Source organism: Herpetosiphon llansteffanensis (assembly GCF_003205875.1).
In the GTDB taxonomy this organism is placed as follows: Bacteria; Chloroflexota; Chloroflexia; order Chloroflexales; family Herpetosiphonaceae; genus Herpetosiphon; species Herpetosiphon llansteffanensis.
The window spans coordinates 64,988-78,761 of sequence record NZ_PUBZ01000011.1 but is presented as its reverse complement, the minus strand read 5'-3'; the positions used below and the strand labels follow the sequence as shown (position 1 = coordinate 78,761).

Annotated in this window: 11 protein-coding genes; 9 read left to right on the top strand and 2 right to left on the bottom strand. The window is 45.0% G+C overall.

The window, feature by feature from the left end; genetic code table 11:
* The first annotated feature begins 59 nt into the window (after window positions 1-59).
* From C5S61_RS00665 to C5S61_RS00635, 7 genes are all read left to right on the top strand, one after another.
* Window positions 60-1,049 carry a ParM/StbA family protein gene (locus C5S61_RS00665; RefSeq protein WP_110513214.1) on the top strand — a complete coding sequence of 330 codons (990 nt, stop codon included), beginning with the start codon at window positions 60-62 and terminating at the stop codon, window positions 1,047-1,049.
* Complete coding sequence (locus C5S61_RS00660; protein ID WP_110513213.1) at window positions 1,046-1,438, top strand: hypothetical protein; 393 nt, start codon at window positions 1,046-1,048, stop codon at window positions 1,436-1,438. Before C5S61_RS00665 ends, C5S61_RS00660 begins: the two co-directional genes overlap by 4 nt.
* A 112-nt stretch (window positions 1,439-1,550) precedes the next feature.
* Window positions 1,551-2,000, top strand: coding sequence for a hypothetical protein (locus C5S61_RS00655; protein ID WP_110513212.1), 450 nt, complete (start codon window positions 1,551-1,553; stop codon window positions 1,998-2,000).
* The gene (locus C5S61_RS00650; protein WP_110513211.1) at window positions 1,990-3,099 is read left to right on the top strand and encodes a hypothetical protein; all 1,110 of its coding nucleotides are present in this window, start codon (window positions 1,990-1,992) and stop codon (window positions 3,097-3,099) included. The genes C5S61_RS00655 and C5S61_RS00650 overlap by 11 nt, the downstream gene beginning before the upstream one ends.
* Window positions 3,100-3,118: 19 nt before the next feature.
* On the top strand, window positions 3,119-3,658 hold the full coding sequence (locus C5S61_RS00645) for a hypothetical protein (protein WP_110513210.1): 540 nt from the start codon (window positions 3,119-3,121) through the stop codon (window positions 3,656-3,658).
* Between the two features lie 229 nt (window positions 3,659-3,887).
* Entirely contained in the window at window positions 3,888-4,877 is a 990-nt protein-coding gene (locus tag C5S61_RS00640) for a replication-relaxation family protein (RefSeq protein WP_240614384.1), read from the top strand.
* A gap of 4 nt (window positions 4,878-4,881) precedes the next feature.
* Window positions 4,882-5,568 (top strand): hypothetical protein, encoded by a 687-nt coding sequence (locus C5S61_RS00635; protein ID WP_124033357.1) that lies wholly within the window; start codon window positions 4,882-4,884, stop codon window positions 5,566-5,568.
* 1,272 nt (window positions 5,569-6,840) lie between these two features.
* On the opposite strand, the gene C5S61_RS00625 is transcribed toward C5S61_RS00635, so the two are convergent.
* Window positions 6,841-7,884 (bottom strand): DUF6602 domain-containing protein, encoded by a 1,044-nt coding sequence (locus C5S61_RS00625; RefSeq protein WP_110513207.1) that lies wholly within the window; start codon window positions 7,882-7,884, stop codon window positions 6,841-6,843.
* A 210-nt stretch (window positions 7,885-8,094) separates the two neighbouring features.
* Between C5S61_RS00625 and C5S61_RS00620 the strand changes: the two genes are divergently transcribed.
* Window positions 8,095-10,857 carry a class I SAM-dependent DNA methyltransferase gene (locus tag C5S61_RS00620; RefSeq protein WP_110513206.1) on the top strand — a complete coding sequence of 921 codons (2,763 nt, stop codon included), beginning with the start codon at window positions 8,095-8,097 and terminating at the stop codon, window positions 10,855-10,857.
* Window positions 10,858-10,885: 28 nt separating this feature from the next.
* A complete protein-coding gene (locus C5S61_RS00615) occupies window positions 10,886-11,812 on the top strand; it encodes a hypothetical protein (RefSeq protein ID WP_110513205.1) in 927 nt (308 codons plus the stop codon).
* Between the two features lie 183 nt (window positions 11,813-11,995).
* Here C5S61_RS00615 and C5S61_RS00610 read toward each other — a convergent pair whose 3' ends face one another.
* On the bottom strand, window positions 11,996-13,774 hold the full coding sequence (locus C5S61_RS00610) for a hypothetical protein (RefSeq protein WP_110513204.1): 1,779 nt from the start codon (window positions 13,772-13,774) through the stop codon (window positions 11,996-11,998).

Sequence of the window (13,774 nt, the reverse complement as noted above, 5' to 3'; positions counted from 1 at the left end):
TCACTGATGTGTTCTTGATGGATGGGATTCAACGCCCATCCATCGTAGAGGAGTGTTCTATGACTGCTATTGCCCATGGGGCCAATATTGGCCATGGCTATGTGAAATATACGATCAATACCGGCGATCACGAAGAAACCATTATCTTTCCTGCGCTGGTGGCTCCGGCCAGTAGCACCGATGGCAATCTGCACGATGTGCCCACGGTTGAAGTCCACGGCACGCTGTGGTGGACGGGCGAGGATGCCTTGTTGCATCCCGCGCCGATATCGCTCCGCTCGCAACAACGGCTCTACGATCGCCACATTATCCCCGCGCTGGTGAAAGGAGCCTTACAACGCCTCAACCAACCGTGTGGGGGTGCATGTGTCACCGGACTTCCCGCCGCCTGGTCCGGCGAACGCGACTTAGCGGTGGCCTTGGGATCGCGGCTGCGGGATGCAGTCGCTACCCAGTATTACCACGGGACGACGCTCAAAACTGGCATTCGCGTGATTAGTGAACCCCTTGGTGCGTTGTATGGGGTCTTACTCGATCCGAGTGGAGCCATTGCCCGCAGCGGCTATGAGCTGAGTCGGGTTGGTGTTATTGACTTAGGCCACAACACGGTCGATGCCTGCATTGTTCAAGCGATGAATGTTGTGCCAGAAAGTGCAATTAGCTTCGAACTCGGGAGCGCGAGTCCACTCCAGCAGCTGCAAACCAAAATTAGTGGCCGCTACAACCTTGATCTGACCTTACACGAAGTCGATAGTGCAGTGCGCGCTGGCTGTGTGCGGGTCGCGGGTGAGGAATGTGATCTGCCAAGCGGCTGGGATCGGCCATGGTTGGCCAATGGCCATCAAGTCGCCGATGCACTGGTTCGAGCATGGGGCAGCGGTGCGAAGCTGGCGGCGATTATTGTTGCTGGGGGTGGTGCGGAAATGCCCATGCTGGTTCAGGCGATTCAACAGCGTTTTCGCCAAACCATCATCGCTCCCAATCCGCAAACCGCGATCGCGCGTGGCTATGCCCGCCGTGCGCGGCGCTACGAGGAGTTTGGCCAATGAGTTTTGATGAACGTTTGACGACCCGCAGTTCGGGCGTGCTCAGTGCGATGATTGCCAGCCTTGGTAACGAGTCTGCCGTGATCCGCGCGCTCGTGATTATTGGCTTGCATACCTGTGGCAAAGAGATTCAGTTGTTCACCGCCGATGCGTTGGCCAGCGTTGCGCGGCTTAATGATCACGTTGTGCGCGACACGTTACTGGCCGTTCTGATGAAACCTGTTGAACACGCGTTGCACAGTCGTTCCCCCAGTGTTGACCATGGGTTGAACAGCGGTACACCCGTTGTTGACCATGGGTTGCACAGTGGTATACCACCCGTTGAACAAACTCCGGTTCCGTTGCCCGATTTGCTCGATTTGCCGCCTGATCCCGAGTATCAAGATGTCTAGGAACCACCACGCTTCTTTTGACACACAAACCGCCGATGAAATCAGCATCGGCGGCGTGCATCACCGGAGAACACGAAAGTGATGCAGCGCTAGTATACCAAAGGAGAACACGATGACCACATCGAATGTGTTATTTGATCTTCGCCGCCTTGAACCGAGTCGCAAACTGGTGAAGGGCATCGCCTGCACCTTGGGCTGGGGCAACAGCATTGTCACCACGGTGTCGACGTTGAGTGACTTTCAACACTGGCTCTGGGGCATTCGCGATTATCGCGGCATCCTCGCGGGCCTTGGGCTGGCGCTCTTTCTCTTCCTTGGCCAACTCTATACCTTACGCCGAACCGCGTGGGGCTATGGCTGTTTTCTCGCTCCCGATGCCATGATTACGGCCTACAAGTGGTGCGAATGGTTGTTTTATCCCATCGCCTACAAACTCACGTCCGGCCTGCCAGCCATTGCCCTGGCGTGGGGAGCTGGTCTCATCCTTGGTATTGTCTCGGCGCGGTGGCCAGAATATTTGGCCTTTGGCCGCACTCCACAGGAGCATCCCCATGGATATTAATTCGCCTTGGCTGTATCCGCTAATTTTTCTCTTTGCGTGTAGTTTTGTTGGGACGTTTCTCTGGTGGCACGCACGCACACCCGCGAGCGAACGTCGCCCTGCCGCTGTACCCGCCGCCTCTCGTTCTGCGGGTGCGACGCGGGCGGTAGTCGTAGCGCGACCGATAGTTGATGAACCAGTCGAACCGGATGTTGCGCACTTGCCAACCTATTCGTGGCCCATGCTGCTCGACACCTTGGCCAAGCGCCCGCATATTGGGATTGCTGGCCCTTCGCGCCAAGGTAAGTCGGTGCTGAGCATGGCGTTGACCTATTTACGCGCCCTCGAGGGCCACCAGCTGGTGATTCTCAACTCCCATGCCCGACCCAATGACTATGGTGGGTTGCCCCAAGTTTATGACTATCCTGCGATCAATCGGGTAATGAAAGCGCTGCTCGCCGAACTGGGGCGACGCAAGGCCGCAGCGGCCACGGGTGTCGAAACGTTTGACCCCATCACGGTGGTGTTGGAAGAAGCGCCGGATGTCATGAGCAAGGTGCACGGTGAAGATGGCTCGGCAGCGAAACCCAAAGTGCCCGTGGCCCAACGCTTTGTGGGCGAAATGCTGCGTCAAGCGGCCAAGTATCGCATGCATCTCATCCTCGTGACCCAAACCACCTTGGTCAAACCCCTGGGCATTGAAGGCGATAGCGAAGCGCTCGATAACCTGCTGTGGATTGCGATTGGCGATCGGGCATTGGAGAAAATGAAGTCTCCGCTGCTCGCTCCGTGGCCTGCGGCGATTGAATGGAATTGTCAATGGTTTTGGTGTGATCGTGAACCCGCGTGGATGCTGTCTACTCGCCCGATTGACCCGCGCCGCCTCTGGCAAGTTCCCAATTCCGTAGTCGATTCAACCGGTGATTCCCCACTTGGAACCATGGGAACTAGTGATGAGAGCCAAATCGACGATGCTACATTGACCGATGTCATTCTGATTACCAAGCTTGTTCTTGCAGGCAAAAGTGGCAATGAAATTATTGACAGCTTGGGTGGTAAACGAACCCGCCGTTTAACGCAAATTCGCCAGGTCAAGCAGGTGCTTGATCTCGGTGCTTAAGCAGAAAGGAAGCTCTTCGATGACAACGATACCGATGACCATTACCTTGACCGAAACGTTGGCTCTGCCCAATAACGGCCAGCATACTGTGCAGATTACGCTGTCGCCACCCAGCATGCAGCCCCACGACCTTGCTCCCTTGCTGCAACAGGCTACGATGACGCTTTTTCAGCAACTGGATGCCGCACTGATTCGCGTCCAGCAGCCACCACGGTATCTGTGCGGTGCACTGTGTAGCGTGCTAGTTTGCCCGTTTCTTGGCTTGTATCTGCGTGTGCCTCAAAGTACGCCGCTCGAAACCTTACTTGCCGAAACGGTCGTCGATGCGAACGGACAATCCCATCAGTTGTGGACGGTTGCGCTCATGGCCGTTCCGCCAGCACTCGTTTTACCACACATCCCCGTGTTTATTCATGCCTTTTCCACCCCTAGAGCGCCGTCGTGGTGGGAATATAAGGGTGATGGTGATGGTGTTCTTGCCAAGCGGTTGGCCGACTGGCAGCGTCCTGTTCCACCCGAACCAGTACGAACCGATGAATACTGGCTCAGCGGGCTTTAATAAGGGTCGCTATGGCCGTGGCTGCTTTAGGTAGCCAGCCACGGCCATTTGGTGATCGCATGCTAGCCCATTCACATCGCGTTCAAACCGTGTTCATATCGCGTTCAGATGGTCTACAAATCGCCACGTAGAAAATAGCGCACTAGAATCGCCTAAATTGGCCATTTGGTCGTGCCGACATTCTTTAACAGTCTGCGAAGCTACCAATTATCGTGTGAGGAGTGATTGAATGACTACACATACCCCCATTGGCTTGAATCCCATCGAGATACAGATCCTGCTGCTCGTTGCTCGGCTCGGGCGATTGCTCTCGCGCCACCTCCGCACGGCCTGGGGCCATCCGTTTACGGTGACGATTCAAACGGTCAATCGCACGTTGGCCAAACTGGTTGATGCCAAACTGCTGACCTATTGTGAACACTTTCAATCGCATGGCTATGATCCGCGCGGTGCAATTGGCTGGACGCGCCATGGCCGTTTGTATAGTCTTACATCACTCGGCTGGGAGATCGTCAAACAGGCCTTTCCTATGCTTGAAGAAGGCAGTGAGCGACTGGCTCCCACGATGTTCAATCCGCAACACCAAGCCGAACATCAAATTGAGTATGCTGAGGTCATCACCAGTTTGATTCAATCGCTGCCCTATGTGCCTGGTATTGTGGGGATGAGCAGTTATATTGAGATGGACTTAGGCCCAACCGCACGGCCACGCGCCGACGGCATTGTCGTTGTGCGACGCTGGGCTAATGCTATGCAGCCCGATTGTGAGCGCTCGTCGTTGTATCCTTGGCTCGGTGTTGGCCAACAGCCAGGCCAGATTGATCAACTCTATGCCATCGAGATTGATCGGGGAACTGAAGAGCTGAGTATCATCACCGGCAAGGCACGCTCCTATGCTGAGTTGTATCGATCACAGTATTGGGCAGGACGCTATAGTTGGCCACTGATTGCCTTTACCGTGCCGAACGAACGGCGCAAACGGGCGGTGCTCGATGCCTGGGAAATGGGCTGGCCTGGCAGCCAACTCCTGATTGCCACGATTGACGACGTTCGTGAATCAGGGGTGCTTGCACCTATCTGGACAACCCAGTACACCAAAGAAGGACAACGCATTCAGCAGCCTCATCGCTTTTTACGCGCAGCATGGTTTGCAACATTTATAGAAAATCATCGTATTGGAAATAATATAAATTATAATTTGTTCCTTCAAAAAGGGTGAATCTTTGAAAGAAATTATATTTATTCCATCTGATAGATTCTTGTTTTATAAAGAACAACGAATGCTAAGCAAGAATCACCTGTTTTTATGGCATATGTTTGGGCTTTTTGGTCGATACTTACTTATTTTCAACCCTGCCCATAAAATCTTCGATATCTTAAAGAGCGATCAGAAATCAATCCCAGAGTTTATTCTGAATCTAGTCATTATGTCTATGGGTTTATATTGGAGTTTTGATTATTTTTATTTAAATAGAGAAAAACCATATATGTATAAAAAACTATTACCAATGAATAACATAGAATTTTTCTCTATGTTATTGGATATGAATTTTTTCTTTTCTATAGGTATTTTAGGAGGTATTGTAATTCGTAATCAAGATATTTCTGTATATTCATTAATATATGAAATATCTTTTGTATTAATCTGGATATTGAACAAAGGATTTTATTTATTTAGTATAAATAAAAAACAAACGATTAAACCAGATAAAATAGGAGATATTTATAAAAAAATGATTAATAGATTGAATGAAAAAGAAATAAATGATCTTACTAAAATGTTGTATGAAAATCAAAATAACTATAAGGCTAATTTTTTTGAATTAATAAAAATAGTCTGGTATGGTATTATATTGGCATTATTGTGGCAAATTATACAGGAGATAGTAGGGAGGTTATTTCTTCCATAGTTATGAAAAAAATTATTATTAAATTAATGATATTTTTATATGCAATATATTCTTTTTGCTCTATTATTTTATATGATTCATTATTATATAAAATAATAGAATCAATCAGATTATTAATATTGATATCTTCTTATATATTATATTCAACTAGAAAGTATTATCATTATCCTTTGATAAGTGATCTAAGTGAATCTTCTTATTTAATAATTTCTTATTGTATATATACAATGCCGGCAGTTTTTTATATGTTTATGATATCTGAAAATAAATTTATTTCTATAGTAACATCTTCTTATATAACTATATCATCTATTATTTTACTAGTGTTTTACCATGAATTGAGAACTCCTTATTTTATTGAGAAAAATAGTGATAGGATTAGTAAAATAATTCGTTATAAGAAAAAGATGAAATTATCAGATGAAGATTTTGATATATTAAAGAAATATCTTATTGAATTATATAAAGATGAAAAGCCAATTTCATTGAAGTTATTAAGGTTGACTATAATAATATTAATTAGCTCTATTGTAAATAGATATACTGGAAATATTGTTGACTTTATCTCTAATTATATTAAATAAATGTATAGTATATGAATTGCTAATTTTTAGTACATCACATAATAAACATATCATGACCAGATTGGGTCGTGTTGCTGAATGAACATGGTATCTACGGTTTCCAGCATGGTACAGATCAAACCCGCAGAGGTTTCGCTCATGGCAGTATTGATTCGAAAGACGCTTGTTCGTTGCGTTGCCACGTCGAAGATTCGTCGGCTATCATCGGCAGCACCTTGCACTACTGGGGTAATGCAACATAGCCTGATTGAGAGCAATTGTCACCTCCATTACTTGGTATTGGACAATAGTAGGGGCAAATCGATCAATTGTATACGATTGATTAGGTGAACCGAGGAATCGATTATTATCATGGGGAAAGCGCATTCGTATAGAGAGTTGTATCGCTAGAAGCATTGGAAGGACGCTACATTTAGCCACTCATTACCTTTACGATACCAACCCAACGCCACGAACGGTCAGTGCTCGATGTATGGAAAATCGTCTAGTCTAGTAATCAACTATTGATTGTGCCTATTGACGATGTGCGTAATTCTGCTACTCTCACGCCGATCTGGATAGCCCAGTATACCAAGAATGGATAACATATTAAGCAACCATACCGTTTTTTACGGGTGGGTTGGTCTGAGCACATACGTTAAAAATTTGTAATGAGAATTATATTTATGAGAACGATGGAAGATAAAATCTATTGCTGCTCATCAATAAGCTTGATTTGCCCTTGCTCATTGCGAGTCCAATTAAGTTTTTCCATCCATTCCGGATCTGGAGACAAAGATATCATTGGGGAAGTGGGACCTAAGAAATGGTAATTGACTGGCCCGTAAGCGATTGCTATATCTTCTGCTGCGAGTACCGATTGATAAAGATGCAGTAATAAATCTGAAACGCATGCATAGAGAGCTGATTCTGTTTGTGGAACTTTATGGTATGCAGGAAGAATGTGGGTAAATAAATCTTCGCGCATAAATAAGGTTGGTTTAATATTGCCATCAAGATCTCGGAAAAACCACGTAACACTTCCCTGACCTAAAACACATAAACATCGGATAACTTCGAGTCTATCGAGCGTAGTATTGATGTTGAAGAATCGTTCAACAAGAATATCCATATCAATACCATCTTTGAGAGATGTTGCAATAATGGCCGTATAAAGTGGATTTCTAAGGCCATGAAAACATCCATCGAACTCGTTATTCTCAACAATTCTATTGGCATTTGTATGAGGGCGCTCAAGTCTATTACAGATCACTAATTTTTTCATTGCTTCATCAAGAATTTCGTAATCCAATGCTTGTTTTACTTCGATTATTGCATATGCACCATCTATAGGGAAAAAGGTTTTTCGTGATGTGGGTATGGCTCCTGGCTTAACAGAGGGAAACCAGTGGTCATTGAAAATGATGATGTCACAGTCACCCGCTGTATTGCCCTTTCTATCTACTATCGTGCCGGTTGTCACAGTGTATCGATGCGGTAAGATTTCTCGTAATTCATCCCGCAGAATATCTTCTATGCCACTTCCTGCATCAAAATTATCTATGATCATTCCTCGTTCATATTGTGCGCGAAGGACAATCTTTTTTTCTACCGCTATACACCGCTTGAGAAAGCTGGCTTGTAAGGTGTTGGTTTTATCAGATCGGGGTTGCCATTTTGTCGTATCAGGTAACGGCGGTTGATTATTAGTTGTCTTATTTGCAGTTTTTCTTAGGCGTTTGTTCTTGGTCATAAACTCTCCAACAAACTTGATTAGTAGTACTATTGTATCTATATATAGAACATATGTGATAGCTATTAGGTGTTAGGAAATTCTACTTATTTTAAAACATAACATCTGTCTAGTTATAAGGGGAAGAGCTGCATCTATTAATTAACCATCTGTACTTCTATGATAGGTCTCATATTCTTATAGTTCCACCATACTGCATGTGAGGCCACTATGCAACCTCTTGAGTTTGTTCGAAAATGGCGAGGTATTCAGGTCAACGAACGACGTGCATATTATGAGCATTTTACCGACCTCTGTTCCTTAGTTGGGGCTAAAACCCCACTTGAGGAAGATCCCACAGGAACATTTTATACCTTTGAGGCGGGTGTTACAAAACTCAATGGTGGAAAAGGATGGGCTGATGTTTGGAAAAAAGGCTACTTTGCAATTGAATATAAAGGCAAGCATGGGAATCTTAACCGCGCTTATGATCAACTTCTCCAATATCGTGAGGCCTTGTTAAATCCTCCACTCTTAATCGTTTCTGATCTTGATAGTCTCGTTATTCATACAAACTTTACCAATACAGTCAAAAAGGTAACAACGTTACCCCTCGATGAAACATTAACAAGGAATGGCCTCGATACGATTCGAAGTATTTTTTATGCTCCCGATCTATTTCGTTCGCCAATCACACCAGAGCGGGTAACCGAAGAGGTTGCTGCAAAGTTTGCTCGATTAGCCCAACTTATTACCCGCTATGAAAAACATGCTGCACCCCAAGAAATTGCCCATTTTTTAACACGATTATTATTTTGTTTATTTGCTGAAGACGTCAATTTGCTTCCCAAGGATATCTTCTCTCGTTTAGTGACTCAAACACGTGGGAAATCCTCTGCGTTTACAGCCCAACTCAGCCAGCTTTTCAATGTCATGACTACAGGAGGATGGTTTGGCATTGAGGAGATACGGCATTTTAACGGGTCGCTCTTTGATAATGCAACGGTTTTACCTATGGATAGTGAAGCACTTGATATTTTAGTGGATATTTGTTCCTATGATTGGTCATCGATTGAACCAGCAATTTTTGGAACATTATTTGAACGTTCACTCGATCCGGCGAAACGGAAGCAACTGGGTGCGCACTATACCAGTAAAGATGATATTTTACTGTTAGTCGAACCAGTCGTTATTCAACCTTTAAGAGAAGAATGGATTAAACAAGAACAGGTTATTGAGGGATTAGTTGTCCAACGTAATGAAGCAGTGGGTAATGATGTAACCAAGATTAATCGACAAATTGAATTCCAGATCAATACCTTCTTGCATAAAGTGCGATCGATAAAAGTCCTTGATCCTGCGTGTGGAAGCGGCAATTTTCTCTATATTGCCTTAAAATTGTTGCTCGATTTGGAAAAGGATGTTATTCGTTTTGGTGCTGATGTAGGCTTGCCGTTACAAATTCCACAGGTCAATCCAGAGCAATTTCTTGGCATGGAAGTTAATGCTTATGCTCATGAGTTAGCTCAAATTACGATTTGGATTGGCTATATTCAGTGGATGAAAGAAAATGGATTTGGAAATTTATCAGAACCTATCTTGAAATCACTCAAAACCATTCGTCATATGGATGCAATTCTAAGGGTTGATGCACAAGGGAATTTTAGCGAGCCTATATGGCCAGAAGCAGATTTTATTATAGGGAATCCTCCGTTTTTAGGGGGCAATAAAATTCGTCAGGAACTAAGCGATGGATATGTAGATGGATTGTTTAATTGTTATGAAGAACGGCTTCCAGCATTTTCAGACCTTGTGTGTTACTGGTTTGAGAAGGCTCGCGCCATGGTTACTCAAGGAAAAACACAGCGGGCTGGCTTGATTGCGACAAACTCAATTCGTGGGGGTGCTAATCGTAAAGTTTTGGAACGGATTAAAGCATCGAGTGAAATTTTTATGGCATGGTCAGATCGACCTTGGATTTTAAATGGTGCAACGGTTCGAATATCAATGGTTGGCTTCAGTAAAACGACGGCTGATAAATGGCTTAACGGTTCTTTGGTGACACAAATTCATTCAGACTTAACAACAGATATCAATATAAGTAATGCGTACATACTGGAGGAAAACAATAATATATGTTTTATGGGACCTTCACCTAAGGCCTCTTTTGATATTCCTGATTGCGTAGCGAAAGAAATGCTTGATCAACCAATCAATATAAATGGAAGGCCAAATAGTGATGTCATAAGGCCAGTAATGAGTGCTACAGATGTAGTACAGCGTAATAGAAAAAAGTATACGATTGATTTTGGATTACAGTCACTTGAAGAAGCATGTCAGTATGAAGCACCATTTGCATATATAAGAGAACATGTCTATCCTATTCGTAGTGCTAATAAAAGAGCATCATATGCCAGTAAATGGTGGCAGTATGCTGAGGCTCGTCCAGGTATGCGAAAAGCCGTTGCAAAGCTTCAACGTTATATAGTAACACCTGCCGTTGCAAAGTATCGCATTTTCATATGGATTGAATCACGAATATTATCAAATCAGGGTACGCTGGTTTTTGCGCGTGATGATGATTATTTTTTCGGAGTATTACACTCTAGAATTCATGAATTATGGTCACTTCGTCAAGGAACATCGTTGGAAGATAGACCACGCTATACCCCTACAACAACTTTTGAAACATTCCCATTCCCTTGGATGCCGGGTAATGAACCAAAAGATAATTATCTATTTCATGCTATTAGTGAGGCTGCTAAAGAGCTTGTTGAAAAGCGCGATAGATGGTTGAATCCCTTAGGCGTATCATCTGAGGAACTAGCAAAACGTACCTTGACTAATCTGTATAATGAGCGTCCAACATGGCTTGATATTGTTCATAAAAAATTAGATAAAGCTGTGTTTGCTGCCTATGGATGGCCTGATACACTGACTGATGATGAAATCCTTGGCCGCCTACTGGTGCTCAACCATGGGCGAAGTATTTAAGAGTTTTTATTTGAGAAAGGAATCTTTTATGCCCTATATGATTTCGATAATAATCAATCTATTAAATATTGAAATAAAAAATGATTATATTAGTGAATCTCTTTCTATAAAAAAGGAGGATGATTGTATTCAGATAAAATTAGAATATTATTCGAATAAGGAAATTCCAGAATTTAGTACAAATGATAAAAGGATGTTATATTTTAGAGAAACTTCAGATATCTTAGAAGAAACTATCCTAAGAGTCTTATCTTTAGTGACTAGAAGATCAGGATATTTTAATGGTTCAAAACACCTGATGAATGGTCGTAACTTTGGAGGAAACGCATCTTTCTCATCGAATTCACAAGCTTTACAGATAGATATGAATAAAGAACATATGCTATTTTTTGATAAAATTTTAATGCGTGCGATTGACATTGAAAATGATTATATAGAAAATATACAATGGTATTATAGAGCAAGCTTAGAAAAAAATAGTACAACAAGATTTTTATATAATTGGATTGGATTTAATAATCTTTATAAAGGAATAGTTAAAGGTAATGAGAAAGAATCTATAAAGAAATTAGTAGAAGGTTTGGATATTAATTTAGTGAAATCAATATTTATAATAAGCGAAGAACATATAAAAGAAATAAGCAAGAAAAATATATTACTAAAAAATGGAGAAGATACAACAAATGGACTAAGAAATACATTATTAGAGGAAATAAAAGACAATAATTATTACAAAAAAAATATAATATCCCTATCCATGGTTTTATATGCCATTAGAAATAATCTATTTCATGGAAGTTATAGAGTTTATAATAAATATCATAATGAGGAAATTGAATTAGGAGAACAAATTTTAATGAATATTATGAGGCATATATTTATTTTCAATATTATACTATTTGAAGAAAATTTACCCTTGAATATATCAGTATTTGATATAGCTGATTTATTTTAATCTGGAGCACCAAAAAGATCATTGTATAAATCTTCTTGATGCTCCAAATTCTGTATGATAATTCAAGGCCATACCATATAATGTCTCAGAAACCCCATTTATATGTCTCTCAATGTAACCTCCTTGGTGATTTCCATAGCAATGATGATGTTCTGAGCATTTTCAAGGAAGCTTTAGGAATTATTAGACAGAACCTTGATATAAATAACTCTTATTCGTCATCATCTCCAGTTGCGGCAGCGGCTCCTCGGGCACGAGCTGCACCGTACCGAGATTGAAGCCATCGACCTGCACTTCGGCCAACACAAAGCCATTCAAGCGATTGGCTACGGCGCTGCTGGTGGGTAGCACATCACGAAACAATAGCATGTCGCCAGGTCGGGCCTCGGTTGCCGGATAGACCAAACCATCAATGGTTTCGAGTAACGCACAGGTCACGCTCGCAGCGGATTCCCCTTTGGCGGCATCACTCAGAAACACACTCGTGCGTTGCGTGGCCACGGCGAGCGTCCCACTGTCCACCGGCAGCGCCGTGCGCCGCACGAGGCCGCTATTGGCCAGCGCTTGGGCATCGGTTTGGATGGGCGTGCGCTGGCGTTGGCCTTGCTCATCCTCATAGACCCCATAGCCGCTCGTCCAGCGCCCATCGCTATTCCCGCCTTGGGTATAGCTGCATTGCTCGGTGCTGAGATACCACACCCGCCCCGACTGGCGGGGCCGCAAGAACAGCACGCCATCCTCATCGACCCCCCACACCCATGGTCGGTTGGTGGTATCACCCAGCTGCACCTGCTCACTCAAGATGGTGGCCCACGGTTGATCTTCGGCCAGCAGATTGGCAAGATCAACGAGCGGACTTTGCACCTTACCATCGCTATTGACCACCGCCCACGGATTGACTGCGAGCACGTCGCCCAACGCATACTTCGCCACTTGGTCGAGCGTGACCGTTGACAGTGCTACCGCTTTCACCCGCAGGGTGGTGATGATCAATTCAATATCGCCATCATTACCATCCCAGATGGGTTCGACGAGATCGCTCCCCAGGTGGGGATTGCGAAACACGGCGGTAAAGGTCGTCGCCGTTATTGCGGTGACGACGACTTCTTCTGGCTCCGAGCCGCCAATCGCCAGCTTGGCATTGACCGCAATCCCCGCCATTGTACCGGGCGTGACGGTGCGGGTTCCTGCGGTGATCGATGCGGTATGCAGATTGGTGGCCGCACGGGTACAAAACAGATTGAAGCCCAAGCGCGAACAGCCCACGCCGCTCAGGAAGCTCAGCGTGCCGCTTTGGGTGGTGATTCCGGTCGCGCCCGTCCCGATGCCATCAAGCGTCCAGAGCGAGGATATGAAGGTTGTACCGTCATAGCGGCTGAGGCTGGCTCGCCATCCAGTAGGCGCTTTCAGGCTGTAGGTCGCCTCGATCGTTTGCCACTGGACACTGGCCGCAGTGGGCTGGGCAATCGACAGCATGCCAATGCTGCTGGTGGTGAAGCCATTGCCGCCCGATGGGGCAATCCGCAAGCGCCGCTCAGTCTCAAAGCTGAAGCGTTCGGACGTGCGACTGGGAATCAGGTCGCTGGACACGTCCTGCCAATCGCCATAGCGGGTGCTACTCCACCAGCCGGTATGCGGAATATCTTCGAGCGCCTTGACTAAGCCCAAGGCCACGATCTGAATGGAGATAGCCCCATCCGCCGTGCGGGTAATGGCCACATCATCGCCCGCAGCGCGGCCCCACCAGACGCGCTTGGAGCAGCGGTTGAAGACTTTCACATAGATAAACGGCAAGGTTTTGAACCAATAGGCTTCGGCAATGGTGCAGGGCATGGTGACATTCAAATCACCACAGCCTTGCTCGGTATAGCGCCACGTGGCGGCGACCACCCGATCGGAAATATCCAATATTTGATTACTGGTCAGATCCTGAATGAGAATCTGGAATTGGGGATCAAGCAT